At 66.7% G+C, this 20331-nt stretch carries 18 protein-coding genes and 2 riboswitches; of the genes, 7 read left to right on the forward strand and 11 right to left on the reverse strand.

Features of this window, described 5'->3' with window-relative positions; genetic code table 11:
• Complete coding sequence (locus QFZ57_RS17930) at positions 1-828, forward strand: lysophospholipid acyltransferase family protein (RefSeq protein ID WP_306901622.1); 828 nt, start codon at positions 1-3, stop codon at positions 826-828.
• Between the two features lie 100 nt (positions 829-928).
• Here the strand turns inward: QFZ57_RS17930 and QFZ57_RS17935 are convergent, their stop codons facing one another.
• The 3 genes from QFZ57_RS17935 to QFZ57_RS17945 all read right to left on the reverse strand — a co-directional run bounded on the left by QFZ57_RS17935 (position 929) and on the right by QFZ57_RS17945 (position 4493).
• A complete protein-coding gene (locus QFZ57_RS17935) occupies positions 929-1975 on the reverse strand; it encodes a GNAT family N-acetyltransferase (protein WP_306901141.1) in 1047 nt (348 codons plus the stop codon).
• Positions 1976-1977: 2 nt separating this feature from the next.
• Positions 1978-3363, reverse strand: a complete 1386-nt coding sequence (locus QFZ57_RS17940) for a glycine--tRNA ligase (protein WP_306631838.1) — start codon at positions 3361-3363, stop codon at positions 1978-1980.
• Positions 3364-3494: 131 nt separating this feature from the next.
• On the reverse strand, positions 3495-4493 hold the full coding sequence (locus QFZ57_RS17945; protein WP_306901142.1) for a DMT family transporter: 999 nt from the start codon (positions 4491-4493) through the stop codon (positions 3495-3497).
• A gap of 32 nt (positions 4494-4525) precedes the next feature.
• Between QFZ57_RS17945 and QFZ57_RS17950 the strand changes: the two genes are divergently transcribed.
• Positions 4526-4759, forward strand: a complete 234-nt coding sequence (locus QFZ57_RS17950) for an RNA-binding S4 domain-containing protein (RefSeq protein WP_306901143.1) — start codon at positions 4526-4528, stop codon at positions 4757-4759.
• Positions 4760-4811: 52 nt separating this feature from the next.
• On the opposite strand, the gene QFZ57_RS17955 is transcribed toward QFZ57_RS17950, so the two are convergent.
• On the reverse strand, positions 4812-5462 hold the full coding sequence (locus QFZ57_RS17955) for an alpha/beta hydrolase (protein WP_306631841.1): 651 nt from the start codon (positions 5460-5462) through the stop codon (positions 4812-4814).
• A gap of 150 nt (positions 5463-5612) precedes the next feature.
• Here QFZ57_RS17955 and QFZ57_RS17960 point away from each other — a divergent pair, with 150 nt between their 5' ends.
• Positions 5613-6410, forward strand: coding sequence for an SGNH/GDSL hydrolase family protein (locus tag QFZ57_RS17960; RefSeq protein WP_306632563.1), 798 nt, complete (start codon positions 5613-5615; stop codon positions 6408-6410).
• A gap of 49 nt (positions 6411-6459) precedes the next feature.
• Positions 6460-7050, forward strand: coding sequence for a hypothetical protein (locus QFZ57_RS17965; protein ID WP_306901144.1), 591 nt, complete (start codon positions 6460-6462; stop codon positions 7048-7050).
• 69 nt (positions 7051-7119) lie between these two features.
• On the opposite strand, the gene QFZ57_RS17970 is transcribed toward QFZ57_RS17965, so the two are convergent.
• Both QFZ57_RS17970 and mmsB read right to left on the reverse strand, forming a co-directional pair.
• Positions 7120-8604 (reverse strand): CoA-acylating methylmalonate-semialdehyde dehydrogenase, encoded by a 1485-nt coding sequence (locus QFZ57_RS17970; protein ID WP_306901145.1) that lies wholly within the window; start codon positions 8602-8604, stop codon positions 7120-7122.
• Between the two features lie 35 nt (positions 8605-8639).
• On the reverse strand, positions 8640-9560 hold the full coding sequence (mmsB, locus tag QFZ57_RS17975; protein ID WP_306901147.1) for a 3-hydroxyisobutyrate dehydrogenase: 921 nt from the start codon (positions 9558-9560) through the stop codon (positions 8640-8642).
• Between the two features lie 139 nt (positions 9561-9699).
• Between mmsB and QFZ57_RS17980 the strand changes: the two genes are divergently transcribed.
• The gene (locus tag QFZ57_RS17980) at positions 9700-10602 is read left to right on the forward strand and encodes a LysR family transcriptional regulator (protein WP_306901623.1); all 903 of its coding nucleotides are present in this window, start codon (positions 9700-9702) and stop codon (positions 10600-10602) included.
• Positions 10603-10620: 18 nt separating this feature from the next.
• Here QFZ57_RS17980 and QFZ57_RS17985 read toward each other — a convergent pair whose 3' ends face one another.
• The 4 genes from QFZ57_RS17985 to QFZ57_RS18000 form a co-directional block, all read right to left on the reverse strand.
• Positions 10621-11766 carry a zinc-binding dehydrogenase gene (locus QFZ57_RS17985; RefSeq protein WP_306901148.1) on the reverse strand — a complete coding sequence of 382 codons (1146 nt, stop codon included), beginning with the start codon at positions 11764-11766 and terminating at the stop codon, positions 10621-10623.
• A 3-nt stretch (positions 11767-11769) separates the two neighbouring features.
• A complete protein-coding gene (locus QFZ57_RS17990; protein WP_306901149.1) occupies positions 11770-13152 on the reverse strand; it encodes an MFS transporter in 1383 nt (460 codons plus the stop codon).
• 178 nt (positions 13153-13330) lie between these two features.
• Complete coding sequence (gene metX, locus QFZ57_RS17995) at positions 13331-14446, reverse strand: homoserine O-acetyltransferase MetX (protein ID WP_306631847.1); 1116 nt, start codon at positions 14444-14446, stop codon at positions 13331-13333.
• A 12-nt stretch (positions 14447-14458) separates the two neighbouring features.
• A riboswitch (SAM riboswitch) is annotated at positions 14459-14574 on the reverse strand.
• A gap of 135 nt (positions 14575-14709) precedes the next feature.
• The gene (locus QFZ57_RS18000; RefSeq protein ID WP_306631848.1) at positions 14710-16032 is read right to left on the reverse strand and encodes a bifunctional o-acetylhomoserine/o-acetylserine sulfhydrylase; all 1323 of its coding nucleotides are present in this window, start codon (positions 16030-16032) and stop codon (positions 14710-14712) included.
• A 43-nt stretch (positions 16033-16075) separates the two neighbouring features.
• Positions 16076-16190: riboswitch (SAM riboswitch) on the reverse strand.
• A 161-nt stretch (positions 16191-16351) separates the two neighbouring features.
• Here QFZ57_RS18000 and QFZ57_RS18005 point away from each other — a divergent pair.
• Both QFZ57_RS18005 and QFZ57_RS18010 read left to right on the forward strand, forming a co-directional pair.
• Positions 16352-16990: a VOC family protein gene (locus tag QFZ57_RS18005; RefSeq protein WP_306631849.1), complete on the forward strand. Its 639-nt coding sequence runs from the start codon at positions 16352-16354 to the stop codon at positions 16988-16990.
• 247 nt (positions 16991-17237) lie between these two features.
• Positions 17238-18983, forward strand: a complete 1746-nt coding sequence (locus tag QFZ57_RS18010; RefSeq protein WP_306901151.1) for an HNH endonuclease signature motif containing protein — start codon at positions 17238-17240, stop codon at positions 18981-18983.
• A 545-nt stretch (positions 18984-19528) separates the two neighbouring features.
• Here QFZ57_RS18010 and QFZ57_RS18015 read toward each other — a convergent pair.
• Positions 19529-20308 (reverse strand): CPBP family intramembrane glutamic endopeptidase, encoded by a 780-nt coding sequence (locus QFZ57_RS18015; RefSeq protein ID WP_306631851.1) that lies wholly within the window; start codon positions 20306-20308, stop codon positions 19529-19531.
• Positions 20309-20331: the final 23 nt, after the last annotated feature.

A 20331-nucleotide genomic window follows, 5' to 3' on the forward strand; every position in this document is an offset into this window, starting at 1 on the left:
ATGCCCTGGCGTCCGCCGTCCAACGACCGTTTCTACCGGCTGATCGTCCGGACCGGGCAATTCCTGCGCTGGGCCCTGCGGCTGGACATCCAGGCAACAGGCATGGAACACCTGCCCGCCACGGGACTGCCCGGCGGGGCGCCCCGGCAGGTAACACCCGGGAACGGGGCGGTTTTCGCCGTCACGCACTTCGGCTACCTGGACTTTGCCGTACTCGAGCTGATCCTGTGGAGGCGGGACCGAGCCCAGCTGCGGTTCCTGGTCCACCAGGGCGCTGCGGACCATTGGCTTACCGGCCCCGCCATCAGCGCCAGCGGCCACGTGGTGGTGGGCTATACGGACCGCTCCGACGCCTACGACGCCGCCGTGGCCAAGTTGCGGGAGGGCGAGTACCTGGCGGTGTTCCCGGAGGCGGGGGTCAGCCGCAGCTTCACCGTCCGCGAGTGCCGAACGGGGGCTGTGCGGATGGCTGCGGACGCGAACGTTCCGGTGATTCCGGTATCCATCTGGGGCGCCCACCGGGTGTTGACCCGCGGGCACGGCTTTTCCCTGCGCCGCAGCTGGCGGGCCCCGGTGCGGGTCCACGTCGGTGAACCGATGATGGTTGAAGCTGGCGGTGACGTGGAGGCGGCCACGGAAGTGCTGCGCAGCACCCTGCAGTCAGGGATCGACCACTGCATCGCCGGCTTTCCGCTCCAACCCGAACCCGGGGCGTGGTGGATGCCGGCGCACCTGGGCGGCAGCGCCCCGACCGACGCCGAGCGGCAGCTCCTGGACGCCGCGGACATAGCTGCGGGCCGCCGTCGTGCTCCCCGCCAAAGCAGGTAGCGCCCAGTGCCGTCGTGACGGGTCACAACGGCACTGGGCGCTACTCACATTTTGCGCTACTCAGGTGGGCTGGGCTTTCCCGGTGGGGCGGGAGTGGCGTCTAGTCCGAGACCACCAGGGTTTCCGGGCCCGCCAACCGTGCTTTGCCGCTTTCCAGGAGGGGCTCGACGGCGGCACGCAGGGCGGTCATGGAATCGTCCAGTTCCAGCATTACCGGGTGCTGGTACGCGATCAGGGCGAGCATGTCCCGGACCGCCTCGGCAGCATCATCGGCCGCCAGCGCCGGCTCATGCCCTACGAAAACGTCGGTGGGGGTTTCCGTTCCTGTGCCCCCGGTACCGTGGCTTTCCGTATGGGGTGCGGTGTCAGGGTCGGCAGGGGCCGCGTAGCTGACGGCAAACGCGCGGATGCGGCCCCTCCGGCTCGGCGCCACACCGGCGCCGAACGCCGATTCCGGCTCGGCCCGCAGCACGATGGCGCCGTGGGCTCCGGTGAGCTCGTCCAGGAACAGCTTCTGCACCTGCCCCACGGACAGCACGCCCGGGGAATCCCAGCCATGGATGGAGGTGTAGTACCGGCCCACCACGTCGGTCAGCTCCACGGAACCGGTGGCCAGGTCCATCACGATGTCCGAGCCGGCGTTCTCGCCGCTGGCCGCGCCGCCGTCGTCCCTGGCCGGGAACACAGGCAGCCGCAGGGCGCCGGGCTCCACCACCACCAGACGGGAACGCTGGATGGGCGCCAGCCCGAACGCTTCGGCGAAGGCGGCACCGGCGGTGCCGGGCTCCACCTTGGCGCGCAGCTTGGTGACGCCCGACGGCGCCTGTTCGGCTTCGCGCCGCAGCATGGTCAGGAGGCTGGCCCCGATCCCCGTCCGGCGGTGGTCCCTTGCCACTTCGATGTAGGTCCACAGGCGTTCCGGGTGCAGGGACGCTTCATAGACGACGCCGGCCGCCACCGGGATGCCGACGCCGTCGATGACGTCCTCGGCCACGATGCAGCGGCGCCACGGGCTGCCGTCCCTCCCGTTGGAGGAAACGGCAAGGGCGCCGCGGAACTGCCGGGCCTGGGCGGTGTCCGGGTCACCCCAGATTTCCAGGAGCGCCAGGTCGTCGCCGTCCCGCCATTCGCGGTATTCGATGGCCATGCTCAGGCGCCGATCAGCCGTGCCGCCAGGTAGCCCTCCACCTTGTCCAGGGAGACGCGTTCCTGGCTCATGGTGTCCCGCTCGCGGATGGTGACGGCCTGGTCCTCGAGCGTGTCGAAGTCCACGGTGATGCAGAACGGGGTGCCGATTTCGTCCTGGCGGCGGTAGCGGCGGCCGATGGCGCCGGCGTCGTCGAAGTCGATGTTCCAGTTCTTGCGCAGCTGCGCGCCCAGGGCCTTGGCTTTCGGGGACAGGTCCTCGTTGCGGCTCAGCGGCAGCACAGCGGCCTTGACCGGAGCCAGGCGCGGGTCCAGCTTCAGGACGGTGCGGACGTCCACGCCGCCCTTGGCGTTGGGGGCCTCATCCTCGGTGTAGGCGTCCACCAGGAACGCCATGAAGGACCTGGTCAGGCCGGCCGCGGGCTCAATGACGTAGGGGGTGTAGCGCTCGTTGGTGGCCTGGTTGAAGTAGCTCAGGTCTGTCCCGGAGGCCTTGGCGTGGGTGGAGAGGTCGAAGTCGGTGCGGTTGGCGATGCCTTCCAGCTCGCCCCACTCGGAGCCCTGGAAGCCGAAGCGGTACTCGATGTCCGTGGTGCCCTTGGAGTAGTGGCTGAGCTTTTCCTTGGGGTGCTCGTAGAAGCGCAGGTTTTCCTCGCGGATGCCCAGGCCGGTGTACCAGGCCATGCGCTCCTTCATCCAGTACTGGTGCCATTCCTCATCGGTGCCGGGCTCCACGAAGAACTCCATTTCCATCTGTTCGAACTCGCGGGTGCGGAAGATGAAGTTTCCGGGCGTGATCTCGTTGCGGAAGGACTTGCCGATCTGGCCGATGCCGAACGGCGGTTTCTTCCGGGACGTGGTGAGCACGTTGTTGAAGTTCACGAAGATGCCCTGGGCGGTTTCGGGGCGCAGGTAGTGCAGGCCTTCCTCGTTGGCCACCGGGCCCAGGTAGGTCTTGAGCAGGCCGGAGAACTCCTGCGGCTCGGTCCACTGGCCGCGGGTGCCGCAGTTGGCGCAGGCGATGTCCTTCAAGCCGTTCTCCGCCGGGCGGCCCTTCTTTTCCTCGTACTCTTCCTCGAGGTGGTCCGCGCGGTAGCGCTTGTGGCAGGAAAGGCATTCCACCAGGGGGTCGGAGAAGACCTCCACGTGGCCTGAGGCTTCCCATACCTGGCGGGGCAGGATGACGGAGGAGTCCAGGCCCACTACGTCCTCGCGGCCGCGGACCATGGACTGCCACCACTGGCGCTTGATGTTTTCCTTCAGCTCCGCGCCCAGGGGCCCGTAGTCCCAGGCAGAACGCGAGCCCCCGTAGATCTCACCGGCCTGGAACACGAAGCCCCTCCGCTTGGAGAGGGAAATGACCTGGTCGAGGACGGATTTTGCTGCCATGGGGTAACTCCAATTTCTACAGGGCCGCTGGGTGCGGTCCGCGGGTTGTCAGGCCCCGGCCGCCGTATGCCGTGGGGCACAGTGGGCAACGCGCCGGGGCGAAGGAAGGAAGATGGTGGAAAGCTCGTGTCCTAGCGTACCGGCCGCTGCCTGCGGAGCGCGCCCCGCGGCCAGGGGAGGGTTGCCAGGACGATAGCGGCCAGGGTCAGCAGTGTTCCCAGGATGGTGGCCGGAGCGACGACGGTGCCCGGGGCGGGCAGCGCAAGGTCCAGTGCCAGCGAGCCGAGCAACTGGCCGGCGATCATGCCCAGCCCGGTGACCAGCACGCCGAGGCTGCGGACCAGCAGGGCGCCGAGTCCGATGAAAACGCAGCCCATGGGACCGCCCAGGTAGTACCACCATTCGGAGGGCAGCGGGTTGGCGGGACCGGCCACCGCCAGCTTCACCGCGAGCGCGGCCCAGAGCACCGTGCAGCCTGCCACGAAGTTGACCAGCGTGGCCGCGATCGGGGTGCCGTAGTGGACGGTGGCTGTGCCGTTCATGGCCTGCTGGAAGCTCATGAGGAAGCCCGCGGCCACCGGGAGCAGGATGGGAAGCACCAGGGAGCCCGGACCGCCGTCGGTTCCGCCCGCCCCGGTGCCGCTGAACCGGGGCGAGACCGCCCAGGCGACGGCGGCGATGGTCAGGACAGAGCCGAGGATGCGGATGCCGGTGACGGATTTCTTCCCGGCCGGTCCGATTCCCAGCCGGTCCACCAGCAGGCCGCTCACGGTTTGCCCGGTAACCGTGGCGACGGTGAAAAGGGCCACGCCCAGGATGCCCACGGTGAAGGACTGGGCAAAAACGAACAACGCGCCGATGGCGCCGGCCACCACGTAGATGCGCGGGAAAGCCCGGCTGCGGACCGCCGGAAGGATGCTGGCCAGACCGGCGCGGCCCCGCGGCAGGACCAGCGAAATGACGATCATGACCAGCAGGCCTGTGCTGAAACTCACGGCAGCCGCGGCGATCCCGTCATTGAGGCGGGCGCCCAGGGCCCCGTTGATACGGCCCTGGACGGGAATGGCGAGGCCGGAGCCTACCGCCAGGGGCAGGCCTGCGAGCACCGGCAGGCGGGGAGGGGAGGTCATTGAATCCACCTTAGTTCAGGCATTATTGCTCTATGAGCAACCCCATTGACGATGTCCCCATCCGCGACAGCATGATCCGGCTGGGCCAGCTGCTGAAGCTCGCCAACCTCGTGGAGGACGGTGTGGAGGCAACGGAGCTCATCCGGAACGGACTGGTCAAGGTCAACGATGAAATCGATGACCGGCGGGGCCGCCAGCTGCACAACGGCGACACCGTCACCGTCAACGGCCGGACCGTCCGCGTGGTGGCCCCCGAAGCGGACTGAACCAGCGGCTGCCCGAACCCAACCTTGGGGCCTGCCCGCCGCCGTCGTACTGCTATTTGTTCAGCACCTCGTGCGTGAGGAACTCCCCCACGTGCCCGATCTCCTGCTGGTTGATGCCGTGCCACATGCCCGTGTACAGCACCTTGGTGAGCTTGACGTGCTTGCGGACCCAGCCCATGGTGAACTCGACCTTGTCCTGGGTGATCACCGGGTCCTGCTGGTCCCGGCCCCAGAACATGGGCACGGTCCCGTCCAGCTCATCGTCCCTGAACGAAGGGTCGCCGGCGGCGTCCACCACGAAGCCTGAGAGTCCGACGACGGCAGCGAAGTCCGTGGGCCGCTGCCGCAGGAGCGTGGTTGCCATGGCCATACCCATGGAGAAACCGAGCAGGGTCACGGACGGGTGCCCCACCCGGATGGTGTCGATCCAGTCGAGCACGTACTCCGAGGCCTTCTTGACCGGGTCCAGGGAGTAGTCGATGGAGGCCGTGAGCGGGAACCAGGTGAACCCGGGGCCCATGGCGATGGGTGCGCGCACAGATGCGACGGCGAAGTCCCCGGGCAGCATGTCGGCCAGGCTGAGCAGGTCCTGCTCGTTGGCGCCGTAGCCATGCAGCAGCACCAGCAGCGGCTTGCCGGTGCGCTGGTCTTCCGGATGGGACCACAGGACAACGGGGGCGGGAAATACTTCGGCGTCAGTCATGGTTTCCATTCATACCAGTTACCCACAGGTAACAACCTACGTTGGCGTAGCCAGCGACCCGGAAGGCAGGATAGGACCGTGACTGACGCAAGTGCCGCTTCCACCTTTCCCGTTCCCGCCGGATCCCACCCCTGGACCCGGTATGTGGCAATGGGTGACTCCTTCACCGAGGGCATCGGCGACCCCGAACCCTCACGCCCCGGCGGCCACCGCGGCTGGGCCGACCGGGTGGCCGAAGAGCTGGGCCGGACCCAGCCGGACTTCGCCTACGCCAACCTGGCAGTCCGCGGCAGGCTGCTGCAGCAGATCGTGGACCAGCAGCTTGCGCCGGCCCTGGAGCTGAAGCCGGACCTGGTGACCTTGTCCGCCGGCGGCAACGACCTCATCCGTCCCGGCGGAGACCCGGATCTGCTGGCCGAAAAGCTCGACTCCGTGGTCCAGATCCTGTCCATGGGCGGCGCCACCGTGGTCCTGTTCAACGGCCCGGACACGGGTTCATCGGTGCTGGGCAGGATCCGCAGCAAGGTGGCCATTTACAACGAGAACCTGCGGACGGTCGCCACGCGCCATGACGCCGTCATCGCGGACATGTGGTCGCTGCGGCAGTTGAGCGATCCGCAGATGTGGGACCAGGACCGGCTGCACTTCTCCCCGCTGGGCCACCACACCATTGCGGCCATGGTGCTGGACGCGCTCAACGTGGAGCACTCCCTGGAACCGCTGCAGCCCAAGCCGCTGCCGCCGCGGACCTGGCGGGAGGCCAGGAGCGGTGACCTGGTGTGGGCGCGCGAATACTTCGTGCCGTGGGTGCTGCGGCGGCTGCGCCACCAGTCCTCCGGTGATGGCATCACGGCAAAACGGCCGACGCCGGGTCCCGTCTTCGGTCCGGGCGTTCCCTTGGGATCCGGCGAGGGTCCGCTGGGAACCACGGAGCCCAGCCGCCGGTAAGGCGATCCGGGGTTAGGCTGGAAGGACAACACACGAGAGGCGCGGCACCGTGAGCAGCTTGTTTTTCTGGATTATCGTCCTGTCCTTCGTCATCCCTATGGCCATGCGCATGTACCGTCGGTCCATGGCGCGCCGGGACCGGGACCAGGGCCTGCCCGGCCGCTTCCCTGATCAGTTCCCCGGCCAGTCCGGACAGGGCGGATACCCGGGCCAATACCCGGGACCCGGCCAGTACCCGGGTTCGGCCGGACCGCAGAGCAACCAGCCCCGCGACGGCTATACCCAGCAGGACTACTTCTCCGGCGGACTCGGCCAGCCAAACCGGCAGCTCCCGCCGCCGCAGCCCATCGGCGATCCCCAGCTGCTGCCCTACCAGTACGGCCAGCAGCCCATGCCGGACCCCCGTTACGGCGCCCCGCAGGAACCGCCGTTCCAGCAGCCGGGGTTCCAGCAGCAGGGGTTCCAGCAGCCCGGACAGCAGGCCCCGGGACAGCCTTCGGGACCTGCCACTCCCCCGCCACCGGCAGCGCCGCAAGGGTTCCGTGCCCGCAAGCTCGCGGAGCTGGACCAGCAGTACAGCAACGGTGAGCTGTCCATGGAGGAGTACATGAAGCGCCGCAGCGACATCATGAATGGCTAGCCAATCCGATGAACAGGCAGGGCGGGGACCGGTTTCCGGTCCCCGCCCTGCCTTGCTTATTCCACCGGCTTAATCCACCTGCGGGAAGCCCAGGTCAATCTCCGAGGTGGAGGGATCCGGCCAGCGCGTGGTCACCACTTTGCCCCGTGTATAGAACCGGATGCTGTCGGGGCCGTACATGTGGGTGTCACCGAACAAGGAGTTCTTCCACCCGCCGAAGGAGAAGGAGCCCACGGGGACCGGAATGGGCACGTTGACGCCCACCATGCCGGCCTCGGCGTCGAACTCGAACTGCCGGGCCGCCCCGCCGTCGCGGGTGAAGATTGCCGTGCCGTTGCCGAACTCGTTGTCGTTGACCAGCTTCACGGCGTCACTGTAGGTATTGACGCGGACCACGGACAGGACCGGGCCAAAGATCTCGTCGTCGTACACTTTCATGCCCGGCTTGACGTGGTCCACCAGGCTGACGCCGATGAAGAACCCCCCTGACTCGAACTGCTGCGAGCGCCCGTCCACAACCACGGTGGCGCCTTCGTCTTCGGCTCCCGCTACATAGGAGGCCACGCGGTCCCGGTGCTCGGCGGTGATCAGTGGCCCCATCTGGGAGGCGGGGTCGGTTCCCGGACCGATGGCCAAGCCTGCCATGCGGCTGGAAATCGCCTTGACCAGGTCGTCGGCAATGCTGCCCACGGCCACCAGGACGCTGACGGCCATGCAGCGTTCGCCGGCCGAACCGTAGGCGGCGGAAACCGCCGCGTCGGCAGCCATGTCCAGGTCGGCGTCGGGAAGCACCACCATATGGTTCTTTGCACCACCCAGGGCCTGCACCCGCTTGCCGTGTTCTGCCGCCCGCTTGTAGATCGACTGGGCGATCGGGGTGGAGCCGACAAAACTGACCGCTTTGACGTCGGGGTTTTCCAGCAGGACGTCGACCGCTTCCTTGTCCCCCTGGACCACGTTCAGGACGCCGGCCGGCAGGCCCGCTTCAGCGAAGGCCTCGGCGATGAACACGGCGGCCGACGGGTCCTTCTCGCTGGGTTTCAACAACACCGTGTTGCCGCAGGCCAGGGCGCTGCCGATCATCCACAGCGGCACCATGGCCGGGAAGTTGAACGGCGTAATGCAGGCAACGACGCCAACGGGTTGGCGGACGGAGTGCACGTCCACCCCACTGGAGACCTGCTCCGAACGCTCGCCCTTGAGCATGTGCGACAGGCCGGTGGCGAAATCGATGTTCTCCAGGCCCCGGGCGATTTCGCCCTCCGCGTCGGAGAGGACCTTGCCGTGCTCGCTGGTGAGGATTGCGGCAAGTTCGGACTTCCGCTGGTTCAGGATCTCCCGAACCCGGAAGAAGATGGTGGTTCGCCTGGCCAGGCTGGTGGCCCGCCACGCCGGCAGCGCGGCACGGGCGGCCGCGATGGCCTCCTCTGTCCGCGCCGCCGAGGCCAGCGCCACCTGCTTCTCCTGTTCACCGGTGGCGGGGTTGAAGACCGGACCGAAGCGGTCGGCGTCGCTGACGCGGGCGCCGTTGATGTAGTGCGGAATGGTTTCCAAGGGGAGTCTCTTTTCCTGCGTTCGTTGCGGCGGGGCTAGTTGGCGGACGGCGTCTGGTTGGCGGGCTCGAGTGAGCCGTCCACGAGCTTGATGATCATGGAGCAGTCCTTGCCGGCGTCACCGGCGTCAATGAGGCGCTGGAACAGCTGCTGGACGTGCCTGCCGATCTCCAGCGGCGTGCCGGTGTCCTCGGCTGCACTGATGGCCAGCCCGATGTCCTTGTTCGCCAGCTCGGTGGTGAAGGTGGGCGCGAAGTCGTTGTTCGACGCCGCCGTGGGGACCACCCCGGGCACCGGGTACCAGGTCCGCAGTGCCCACGAGTCACCCGAGGAGACCGAGGCAATGTTCCAGAACACCTGCTTGTCCAGGCCCAGCCGGTCAGCCAGCACCGCGCCTTCGGCGGTGGAAGCAAGATTGATGAAAAGCATCAGGTTGTTGCAGATCTTGGCGGCCTGCCCGGTGGTGGGGCCGCCGGTGGGGATGACGTTGGCCGCCATGGGGCCGATGAAGCCCGTTGCGTCCGTGACGGCGCCCTCTTCACCGCCCACCATGAACGTCAGTGTTCCCGCCTCGGCACCGCTCATGCCGCCCGAGACCGGGGCGTCCACGAAGCGGAAACCGGCGGCAGCAGCGGCGTCGTGCAGTTCCTGGGCGGAGGCTACGTCGATAGTGGAGGAGTCAACCAGCAGGGTGCGGGTGTCCGCGTGGGCCAGCACGCCATCCTTGCCGAGATAGACCGTACGGGCGTGTTCGCCCTTCGGCAGCATGGTGAACACGGCGTCTGCACCCTCAACCGCTTCGGCGATACTGGTGGTCCGCTTGACGCCGTCTGCCTCCGCCGCTGCCAGGGCCGCCGGGTTGAGGTCGAAGCCGCGCACCTCGTGCCCGGCCTTCACCAGGTTCACTGACATGTGGCCGCCCATGTTGCCCAGGCCGATCCAACCTATAACTGCCATGCGTAAGCTCCTTTGCTCCATTCCGGCGTTGCTGCCGGCCGTCCGTGTCAACGATCACACCCTGCTAGAGTGCAATCAAGGGGAAAAATCACAGAGGCCATGTGCATTGCTGCACATTAATGGAAGGACCGGCGTGGACCTGAGACGGTTGCCCAGCCCTGACGACCTCCTCATCCTGCTGACGGTTGCACGCCTTGGCCGCTTCAACGCCGTGGCGGAAACGCTGGGAACAACCCACACCACCATTTCCCGCCGCATCCTGGCCCTGGACAAGCAGCTGGGCGGCCGCACCCTGGAACGCAGTCCGCACGGCTGGGAGCTGACGCAGCTTGGTGCCGCCGCGGTGGAAGCCGCCGAGACAATCGAGGCCACGCTTGGCTCACTGTCCGGCCTGATCAGCCAGGACCGGAGCGCGCTCGCCGGCCTGGTCCGTGTCGCGACGACAGATGGGGTGGGGGCCGTGTTCGTCACCCCGGCGCTGGTGCGGCTCCAGCAGCAGAACCCGCAGCTGAACATCGAGATGCTGAGCGCCACCCGGAAAGTCAGCCAGAACCGGTCAGGGGTGGACCTGGAGATCGTGGTGGGCCGGGCCGACGTCACCACCGCGCAAACCATCTTCCTCAGCAACTACTACCTGCGCCTTTACGCCAGCCCCGGCTACGCAGCCCGGCACGGCCTGCCGGAAACGCTCGACGACGTGGGGCAGCACGGCTTTGTCTCGTACGTCGAGTCCGCACTTCAGGTTGCGGAGCTGGGGCCGCGCTGGTCGTCCGAGCTTCCGGTGCCGCGGACAAGCTTCCAGGCCACCAGCGTGTTTGCGCAGATGGAGGCGGTACGGCAGGGTGCGGGTATTGGCCTGCTGCCGAACTTCATGGCGGCAGAGTGCGACAATTTCGTTCCCGTCCTGGCGGCCGACTTTGAGCGGCAACTTCCCATCTGGGCGGTGGCACGCCCGGAGTCACTCCGGTCAGCGCCCGTGCAGGCAGTGATTGCGGCGCTGAAAGAGGAAGTGAAGGAGCGGTCCGGGCTGCTGGCAGGGTGAGTACTGTCTTCTGAAGGGTCAGGCCCGGAAGAGCCGCCTCACCACCTGCCCGGACGCCAGCGCATCCAGACCTTCATTGATCTCACTCAGTGGCCGCGTGTCGGTGTGCAGCAGGTCAACGGGCAGCCTGCCCTCCCGCCAGTACGCCAGGTACTTCGGAATATCCCGCGACGGCACGGCATCCCCCATGTAGGAGCCCAGCAGCCGCTTGCCCGCCCCGGCAAACTGCAGGGCGGGCACCGTCAACTGGGCGGACGGATGCGGCAGGCCCACCGAGACCACGGCACCGCCGCGGGTCACCAGCTCCAGGCAGGAGGCGATGACGCCGGCTGAGCCCACGGCCTCGATGGCAACGTCCACGCCGTCACCGGAAGCTTCCGTGATCAGCCGGGCTGCATCCTCCGGCGTTCCCACCGCAGTGGCACCGGCGTCGCGGGCCAGCTGGTGCTTGCCCTGGTTCGGATCGATGGCAATGACCCCGGCAGCCCCGGCGAGGCGGGCTGCCATGACGGCGGACAGGCCCACCGCGCCGAGGCCGAAAACTGCCACGGACTGCCCTGGGCTGACGCCGGCGGTGTTCAGGACGGCACCCATTCCGGTGAGCACGGCGCAACCAAACATCGCGGCGACCGTATCCGGGACGTCGTCGTCAATCACCACCACTGATTCCCGCGCCACCACTGCGAAATCGGCGAAGGCCGAGACGCCAAGGTGGTGGTTGATGCGCTCCCCCGCCGGCGTCCGCAAGAGCGCCGGCCCATGCAGCAGGTCTCCGGAGCCATTGACCTCTGCCGCGCGGTGGCAAAGAGCGGGCCGGCCGGCCAGGCACGCCCGGCATTGGCCGCAGCTGGGAACGAAGACCAGCACCACGTGGTCCCCCACGGACACGTCGGGCACGCCTTCGCCCACGGAGACCACCCGCCCCACCGCCTCGTGGCCCAAGGCCATGGGAAGGGGCCGTACCCGGGAACCGTCCACCACCGAGAGGTCCGAATGGCACAGGCTCGAGTAGCTGATGGCAACACCAAGCTCACCGGCACGGGGTTCCGGCTGCTCCAGATCCTGCACCAGCAGCGGCCGGGCGTCGGCATAGTTTTCCGTCCCCGGGGCGGCTCCCGCCTTGGGCGCCGAGGGAACGGTGGAGTACAGGACGGCGGCTTTCATGGCTTACTTCTTGCTGGCGGCAAGGAGGTCGGCGGTGCCCTTGGCGTCGGCGGCGTCCACGTCGTGCAGCGAGATGCCGCGGGTTTCCTTCAGGAAGAAGACCGCGACGGCGGTGATGGCGCAGGCGATGAGCAGGTAGACAGCCACGGGGACGGAGGACTTGTAGGTGCCCAGCAGCGAGGCGGCGATGATCGGCGCCAGGGAACCTGCCACGATGGATGTCACCTGGTAACCCAGGGAGACCCCGGAGTAGCGCATCCTGGTGGGGAACATCTCCGCCATGATGGCAGGCTGCCCTGCGTACATGAAGGCGTGGAACACGAGACCGATCATGACGGAAGCCAGGATGATGGCATCGTTCTTGGTGTCCATCATGGGGAAGGCGAAGAAGCCCCAGGTGGCGCCCATGACCGCACCGGCCATGTAGACGGGCCTGCGGCCCAGGCGGTCCGAGAGCTTGCCGACCATGGGCACGACGGCGAAGTGGACGGCGTGGGCGAGGAGCAACAGGAGGAGGATGCGGGTGGTATCTGCCTGGACAACGGTCTTCAGGTAGGTGATGGAGAACGTCACCACGAGGTAGTACAGGATGTTCTCCGCGAAGCGCAGGCCCATGGCGGTGAAGACGCCGCGCGGGTACCGCCGGAACACTTCAGCCACACCGTAGCCCTTGTGGCCGGCGTCCACCTCTTTGCGGGCCTCCAGGAAAATGGGGGCGTCGTTGACCTTGGTCCGGATGTAGTAACCGATCACAACAATCACCGCGGACAGCCAGAACGCTACGCGCCAGCCCCACCCCAGGAAAGCGTCCTGGGTCAACGTGGAGGACAGGATGAACAGCACGGCCGTGGCAAGCAGGTTTCCCAGCGGCACTGCGGACTGCGGCCAGCTGGCCCAGAAACCGCGGGACTTGCTGGGGCTGTGCTCTGCGACGAGGAGGACGGCGCCACCCCACTCCCCGCCGACGGCAAAGCCCTGGGCGAACCGGAGCACGACCAGCAGAGCGGGAGCCCAGTAGCCGATCTGCTGGAATGTGGGCAGGCAGCCCATGAGGAAGGTGGACACCCCCACCAGGATGATGCTTAGCTGCAGCAGCTGCTTGCGGCCGAACTTGTCGCCAAAGTGGCCAAAGACGATGCCGCCGATGGGGCGTGCCACGAACCCTACGGCGTAGGTGAGGAAGGCGGCGATGATGCCGTCCAGTTCGGTGCCGGCGTTGGAGAAGAAGGCCTTGCCGAAGACAAGCGTGGCGGCGGAGGCGTAGAGGAAGAACTCGTACCACTCCACAACGGTTCCGGCCATGGAAGCCGTAACCACCTTCTTAAGGCCTGAAGCCTTGACGTCGTTTTCCTCTGTACGCCTTGCGGCGGAGCTTTCCGTACTCATGCGAACTCCTTCGGTGTCGTCATCGACACCACGGGGACCGGTCAATGGCGGCCGGGTGTGATGCACACCACGAACGCCGGATTCGATTGAGTATGGTCTGCCTGCGGTGCAACCTCAACGCCGATTAGTGCAGAACGCATCTGCAGGAATGCACACGCACGTGGTTTTTCCGGCTTGGCTAGACCAGGAAGCTGCCCCGCAACTGGTTGCCCAGCTGCCCGATTTCGGTCAGGAACCCGTCGTGTCCTATCGGCGCCTGGATGATGTGGACATCGACGTCGCCGGGCAGGGCCTGGGCCAGTTCCTGGGACTGCGACGGAAAATAGAGCCGGTCGGAGTCGACGGCGGCCACGAGGAACCGTGCGGTGGACCGGGCCAGCGTCTCGGCCAGGGTCCCCCGGCCCCGGCAGACGTCGTGGCTCATCAGCGCCTCGGTCAGGGCGATGTAGCTGTTGGCGTCGAAGCGCTTTACGAGCTTGTTGCCCTGGTGGTCCAGGTAGCTTTCCACCTGGTAGCGGCCGCGGGCGGCCAGCACCTCACCCTTCAGGGGCGACTCGGGCGTCTGGGGTGTGCGGCCGAAGCGGCCTTCCAGTTCCGCGGCGGACCGGTAGGTGATGTGCGCGATGCGCCGGGCAAGCGCCAGTCCCTCTTCGGGGCAGGGGCCGCCGTAGTAGTCTCCGCCGTTGAAGTTGGGGTCCTGCCGGATGGCCAGGGTCTGGGCCTGCGCGAAGGCGATCTGTTCTGCCGTGCTGGCGGCCCCTACAGAGATGACGGCGCAGCGCTGCACCCGCTCGGGGTACGTCACGGCCCATTCCAGGGCGCGGGCACCGCCCATGGATCCGCCGAGGACCGCGAACCAGCTGTTGATGCCCAACTGGTCTGCCAGCCGGGCCTCCGCCACGGTGCTGTCCCGCAGGGTGACCAGGGGGAAGCGGGAGCCCCAGGGGGTTCCGTCCGGGGCGGGCGACGACGGTCCCGTGGAGCCGTAGCAGCCCCCCACGATGTTGATGGACACCACGAAGAAACGGTCCGTATCTACCGGAGCGCCGGGCCCGGCCAGCTGTTCCCACCAGCCCTCTTCGTCGGTGTCGCCGCGGGTCACGTGGGTGCTTCCGGTCAGCGCGTGCTCGATCAGGATGGCGTTGCTGGCGTCGGCATTGAGCGTGCCCCAGGTTTCGTAGGCCAGCGTGACATCCGGGAGGTAGCCACCGGCTTCAAGTTCCAGTCCCCCGATGGAGGCGTAACGGACGATTCCTTGTTCGGGGATGGCTGTTCGGGCGACGGTAACCGTCATGGCAAGACCTCTTCTACGCGCTTGCCCGCCGTCATTTGACCGGCAGGCCAGGTCCTCACCCGGGGCACCCCACCGCGGATGGAGGGTTGCCGGCCAGCAAGCCGGGGCTGTCACTGGCACTCATGACCTGGTTCGAGTGTACGAAACACCCCCCGCTCCAGGCCAAGAGTGTGACTGGTTGTGACTTCCCGGATTGCCGGCCGCTGGCGCCCGCTCAGGCGCGCCTGAGCGGGCGCCTGAGCGGGCGCAGTTAAGGCGCCTGTTCAGCCTTGGGCGCCCTTGGCTGCGCGGAAACCCGCTTCCAGGTCGGCCAGGATGTCATCGATGTGCTCCAGGCCCACGGACAGCCGGACCAGTCCCGGGTGGACTCCGGCTATCACCTGCTGCTCCGGGGAGAGCTGGCTGTGCGTGGTCGACGCCGGGTGGATGACCAGGGAGCGGACGTCGCCGATGTTGGCAACGTGGGAGTGCAGCTCCAGGGCGTCGACGAAGCGTTTGCCCGCTTCCGCCCCGCCGGCCAGGTTGAAGGCGACGACGGCGCCCGTCCCCTTGGGCCCGTACTTGCGGCCACGTTCGTACCAAGGGCTGGACGGCAGCCCCGCGTAGGCGACGGATTCGACGTCGTCCCTTCCTTCCAGCCAGCGCGCCACTTCCGTGGCGTTGGCAACGTGGCGCTCCACCCGCAGGCTCAGCGTTTCCAGGCCTTGGGAAATCAGGAAGGCGTTGAAGGGGGACACCGCCGAGCCCAAATCGCGCAGCAACTGGACTCGGGCCTTGAGGATGTAGGAGAGGTTGGCACCCAGCGCACCATCAGCTCCAAGGTCGCGTGCATAGACCAGGCCGTTGTAGGTGGGGTCCGGGGTGTTGAATCCGGGGAACCTTGCCGGGTCCTTGCCGAAGTCGAACTTTCCGGAGTCGACGATCACGCCGGCAATGGCGGAACCGTGGCCGCCAAGATACTTGGTGGCAGAGTGGATCACGATGTCCGCGCCCCACTCCAGCGGGCGGATCAGGTAGGGAGTGGACAGCGTGTTGTCCACGATCAGTGGCACGCCTGCCTGGTGGGCAACCTCGGAGATGCCTTCGATGTCCAGGACATCCTGGCGTGGATTGGACACCACTTCACCGAAGAAGAGCTTGGTGTTCGGCTGGACCGCCTCGCGCCACTGGTCCAGGTTGTCCGGATCGGCCACGAAAGTAACGGAGATGCCGAACTTCTTCAGCGTGTGGGCGAAGAGGTTGTAGGTTCCGCCGTAAAGGCTGGGGCTCGCCACAATATGGTCCCCGGCCTCGGCAATGTTCAGTACCGCGAAGGTCTCGGCGGCCTGCCCGGAGCTCAGCAGCAAAGCGGCCAGACCGCCCTCAAGGCTGGCTATCCGTTGTTCCACGGCATCCTGCGTCGGGTTGCCGATCCGGGTGTAGATGGGTGCAAGCTCTGCCAAAGCGAAGCGGTTGGCTGCGCTTTCGGCGCTGGGGAACACGAAGGACGTGGTCTGGTAGATGGGCAGTGCACGGGCTCCTGTGGCACTGTCCGGCTCCTGGCCTGCATGGATTTGGCGGGTTTCGAAGGACCATCCGTTGGACATCCAAATCTCCTTTGACATGGGCCCGGCATGCTGGGAGCAGTACGGGCCGCGCTTGCTTCCGGCTCTTGCCGGACAGCCAGGTCCTCACCCGGGGCACCCCACCGCGGATGGAGGGTTGCCGGCCAGCGAGCCGGGGCTTGGCGCTGGCGCTCATGACCTGCGCCCAGTCTAGGAACCGGGTGCCTGCCGTGGACAGCATTGTGACGAACAAGGTCTTCGGACCGCCCCGGAGTATGTCCGGGATGGCCCGCCCCTGGCCGGAATTCCAGTAAGGGTACCCTTAGCTGAGAGCCTGATCACAAAGTGCCAAGATGTTGCCATGCGCATGGATCACGTCTCTTACGCCTGTGAACACGATGGCCTCGCGGCCACTACCGAACGTATTTCATCTGCCCTCGGCGTTGAGGCAGTGAAGGGCGGGGTGCACCCCCGGTTCGGAACCCGGAATATGATCATCCCGCTCGCCGGCCACAAGTACCTTGAAGTTGTGGAGGTCCTGGACCACCCGGCGTCGGACAAGGCACCGTTCGGACAGGCAGTTCGTGCCCGTTCCGCGGCTGGTGGCGGCTGGATGGGCTGGTGCGTCGAAGTGGACGACCTCGCCCCCTTCGAGGAACGCCTGGGCCGCGCCGCCGTGAACGGCAACCGCAAGTTCCCGGACGGCCGGGAGTTGGTCTGGAAGCAGATTGGCATCCTTGGCCTTATCGCCGATCCCCAGGTCCCGTACATGCTCAAGTGGGAGGGCGACCCGTCGCTGCACCCGTCCAACGCCTACCCGAGCAACCTCAAGATGAGCTGCCTGACCATTGCCGGCTCCGCCTCCCGCGTGACCGAGTGGCTGGGTGAGCCGGTGGAGAAGCCGCTCGAGGACGTTGCGGTGGAGTGGGTGGCCCCGCACGGAACACCGGGCATCCTGTCGGTTACGTTTGAAACCGCCAACGGGGCAGTCACTATCTGACGCTCCGGGCCTCTCCCTTCCGGGAGTTGAGTTCGCCGGGCTTGTACCCGGATCCGCTTCGGCCGCCATCAGGTGGTGACAACGGCGTCACCACCCGATGGCGGCCGAATCCATTTAAGTGGTTGCTTGCCCTCGCCAGGGGTAGCTGCCCTCGCAGGTGGTGGCTGCCCTCGCAGGGCGTAGCTGCCCGCTGCTGTTACAGCCCACACCGATCTTGAATGTTGGTGCCTCGTTGGATGATGTTCGTATGGGAATCAGCACGGGTGTTGGGGTGGTGTTGGAGGGTGTTCATGCCTCTGTTGCTGCCCTTGATGCGCTGGCCCTGGAGGACGCTTCGCTGGCTGCCGGGATTGGCGTTGGCGCCGGTGTTGGTGCTGGGATTGGCGTTGGTGCTGATGTGGATGTGTTGCAGCGGCGGTACGAGCTCCGGCTGGAACGTATGGAACTCAGATCCCGACTACAGGCGCAGCTGATGGCCGGGCAGGCGGAGGACGTGGTCCAGGCCCTCGAACTCCAGCAGGCCATGACCCCGCCCGGCGCCTCTGTCCAGGACCGAACTTATGCCGAGATGTCGGAGGTTGAGGAGATCGCCGGGGTCCTCACCCTCAGCTCCGGGGCCGCCGGGGCGTTCGTGGAACAGTCCCGGCGGGTGTGCTCCCTGCCGCCGGTGATCGATGCGTTGGCCGCCGGCGCCATCTCCTGGCAGCACGCCAGGATCGTGGCCGATGAAACCGAAGGCCTCACCCCCGACGGTGCAGCCGGGCTGGTGGCGCACTTCTTCGACCCCGCCGCCCCGAACCCGACCCGCGGCGCCGCCCCCGGAGAGCTCGTCCCGTCCCGGTTCCGCGCCAAAGTCCGCACCTGGCGGGAACGCCACCACCCCGAAACCCTCCAGAAACGCCACGCCAAGTCCGTGGCCGACCGGCGGATGGAATACACCCCGGACCGGGACGGCATGGCCTGGATCAACCTCTACCTCCCCGGGGACACCGCCTGCGCCATCTGGAACCGCACCACCGCCACCGCCCGCGGCCTCCAAGGACCCGGCGAAGACCGCACCCTCACCCAACTCCGCCCCGACATCGCCGCCTCCCTACTCCTCGGCACCGGCAGCGCCACCGCCTCTGACACCACCAGCACTACAGCCGCCGAAAACACCATGGGGATCGGGAGGATCCCTACCCCGCGGGCCGATGTGCTGGTCACCGTGCCCATCTTCTCCCTCCTCGGCCTGACCGACGAGCCCGCGGCGCTGGACGCTCTCGGGCCCATCCCGGCGTCGATGGCGCGCAGGCTCGTCGCGGACGGGGCGGATTCGTTCTACCGCGTCCTGGTCGACCCCCGCGACGGGGCGCCGCTGGAGATCGGCCGGACACGCTACCGGCTCCCCGAAACCATCAAACAATGGATCCGGATGCGGGACGGCAAATGCACCTTCCCCGGCTGCAGCAACCGTTCCCCGGACAACGAGACAGACCACCTCACAGCATGGGAACACGGCGGCACCACCGGCACCAGCAACCTCGGACAGCTTTGCCCCAAACATCACCGGCTCAAACACGCCCGCCCCTGGATACCCGATGGTGCCACAGAAGACGAGCCGCCGGGCTGGACCTCACCCACCGGCCGCCACTACAAAGCCGAACACCCCGACCACGAACCAACCCACTGGCCACCAGGAACCTTGCCGACGGATGATGCCCCGGCAGTATCGGACGCCGCACCACAGGCGGCTGCCCTGAATGCCACTCCCCCGATGGCCACAAGGACAGCGGAGACCAACGGACCACCGGAAGATTTTCCCTGGCAAGAGCTACTTGCAGGAATGCCGACGTGGCCGGATGCGCCGCCGGAAGAACCATCCGGCGACAACGTGGTGGATCCGGAGGAGCTTTGCCCTGTTGATTCCGCATGGGAGGACTTCTTCGCAAAGCCGTATGTATTGCCCACAGACCCGCAAGCGGATTGGCAGCTGCTGCTGTCCCTGATCTGACAGCAGCAGCTTGAGCCTGGAGCAGCCCCGTGCGCAGGAACCGGTCCCGGCAAAAGCGGTAGGCGTCTGTTCGGGGGCCGGAGGAACTGGGATTTATGGGCCTCCGAGCAGGGCGCAACCAAAAGTTCCCGCAGTTGTTCGCACAACGATATAGACCCTGGCTTCGTCAGAAGGAGATTCTGCAAGTATCTCGGCCCCGCCTGCTGTTTCGCCCTGCGTAGTCATTCCGCTCACGTCGCGACGCACGGTGGCTGGAGTCGGACCACAGTTGTATTCGCGGCCGCCGAACTGCACTTTTGAAGGAATCTCCTTGGGCCAGAGAACCCAGTCGGATGTCTGCTGATGGACGATCCACAAACGCATAAAGACCAGGAGTCCGGCCAGCACCAAGGCGGTTACTAACGCTGACCATATCAATCGTGACCCCCGGCTCATGGTGCCAACGATCCAGGAAACGCCATCTGCGGGTCAACGAAGGCTTTGCGGTATTCAACCTGCCCTAATACCGGATACGTAGAGCCGTCCCTGACTGAATTCACAGGCTCCTACCCCAACCCCACAGCCTTGCCGAAAAGGCTGAAGCCCACGAAGGCTACGATGTCCAGCAGTGCGTGGGCGATGACCAGTGGCATGACCCGGCGGGTGCGGGTGTACAGCCAGGCGAAGACAACCCCCATCACGGCGTTGCCAATGAACGGACCAAAGCCCTGATACAGGTGGTAACTGCCGCGGAGCACGGAACTCACCGCGATGGCCAGCGGCACGCTCCAGCCGAACTTGCCAAAGCGGTCCAGGAGGTAACCCACCACAATGACTTCCTCGAGCACCGCATGCCGGATGGCGGACAGGATGAGGACGGGGACGGTCCACCAGTAGGCATCTAGGGCACTGGGGATGATGGCGGTGGTGATTCCGAGCGCACGGCCCGCCGCATAGAGCCCCAGCGAGGGTATGCCGATCAATGCCGCCAGCCCCAGGCCCTGCAGCAGGTCCTTGCCGGGCCGGGCGAAGTTGAACCCGAGCTTCTGAAAGGCGGAGCGGGAGTTGCCGTCATCACCCGGCACCGCCTGGCGCTGGTCCGTCAGGAAGTAGAGAACCAGCAGCACCGGCACCAGTGCAAAGACAATGTCCAGCAGCTGATAAGTGAGGTCGAAGTATTCGCGGGTGCTCTGGGAGCGGTTCAGGGTGGACGTGCCCTCCGCCAGCGGCGCGCGCGTCATCTTGTCCAGCAACTGCACCACGGAATAGACAGCCGATTGGCCCAGGGACAGACCCAGGACGATCCAGACTTCGAGCCGCAGGCGACGGCGGGAGGGAACCAGCATGTTCCCATCTTGCCTTCAGTTTC

The organism is Arthrobacter sp. B1I2, from assembly GCF_030816485.1.
In the GTDB taxonomy this organism is placed as follows: Bacteria; Actinomycetota; Actinomycetes; order Actinomycetales; family Micrococcaceae; genus Arthrobacter.

What these genes read in the sequence shown, in the direction of transcription:
- QFZ57_RS17930 (WP_306901622.1), top strand. Translation starts at nt 1, where the DNA reads ATGCCCTGGCGTCCGCCGTCCAACGACCGTTTCTACCGGCTGATCGTC.
- QFZ57_RS17935 (WP_306901141.1), bottom strand. Translation starts at nt 1,975, where the DNA reads ATGGCCATCGAATACCGCGAATGGCGGGACGGCGACGACCTGGCGCTC.
- QFZ57_RS17940 (WP_306631838.1), bottom strand. Translation starts at nt 3,363, where the DNA reads ATGGCAGCAAAATCCGTCCTCGACCAGGTCATTTCCCTCTCCAAGCGG.
- QFZ57_RS17945 (WP_306901142.1), bottom strand. Translation starts at nt 4,493, where the DNA reads ATGACCTCCCCTCCCCGCCTGCCGGTGCTCGCAGGCCTGCCCCTGGCG.
- QFZ57_RS17950 (WP_306901143.1), top strand. Translation starts at nt 4,526, where the DNA reads ATGAGCAACCCCATTGACGATGTCCCCATCCGCGACAGCATGATCCGG.
- QFZ57_RS17955 (WP_306631841.1), bottom strand. Translation starts at nt 5,462, where the DNA reads ATGACTGACGCCGAAGTATTTCCCGCCCCCGTTGTCCTGTGGTCCCAT.
- QFZ57_RS17960 (WP_306632563.1), top strand. Translation starts at nt 5,613, where the DNA reads ATGGGTGACTCCTTCACCGAGGGCATCGGCGACCCCGAACCCTCACGC.
- mmsB (WP_306901147.1), bottom strand. Translation starts at nt 9,560, where the DNA reads ATGGCAGTTATAGGTTGGATCGGCCTGGGCAACATGGGCGGCCACATG.
- QFZ57_RS17985 (WP_306901148.1), bottom strand. Translation starts at nt 11,766, where the DNA reads ATGAAAGCCGCCGTCCTGTACTCCACCGTTCCCTCGGCGCCCAAGGCG.
- QFZ57_RS17990 (WP_306901149.1), bottom strand. Translation starts at nt 13,152, where the DNA reads ATGAGTACGGAAAGCTCCGCCGCAAGGCGTACAGAGGAAAACGACGTC.
- metX (WP_306631847.1), bottom strand. Translation starts at nt 14,446, where the DNA reads ATGACGGTTACCGTCGCCCGAACAGCCATCCCCGAACAAGGAATCGTC.
- QFZ57_RS18000 (WP_306631848.1), bottom strand. Translation starts at nt 16,032, where the DNA reads ATGTCCAACGGATGGTCCTTCGAAACCCGCCAAATCCATGCAGGCCAG.
- QFZ57_RS18005 (WP_306631849.1), top strand. Translation starts at nt 16,352, where the DNA reads ATGCGCATGGATCACGTCTCTTACGCCTGTGAACACGATGGCCTCGCG.
- QFZ57_RS18010 (WP_306901151.1), top strand. Translation starts at nt 17,238, where the DNA reads ATGGGAATCAGCACGGGTGTTGGGGTGGTGTTGGAGGGTGTTCATGCC.
- QFZ57_RS18015 (WP_306631851.1), bottom strand. Translation starts at nt 20,308, where the DNA reads ATGCTGGTTCCCTCCCGCCGTCGCCTGCGGCTCGAAGTCTGGATCGTC.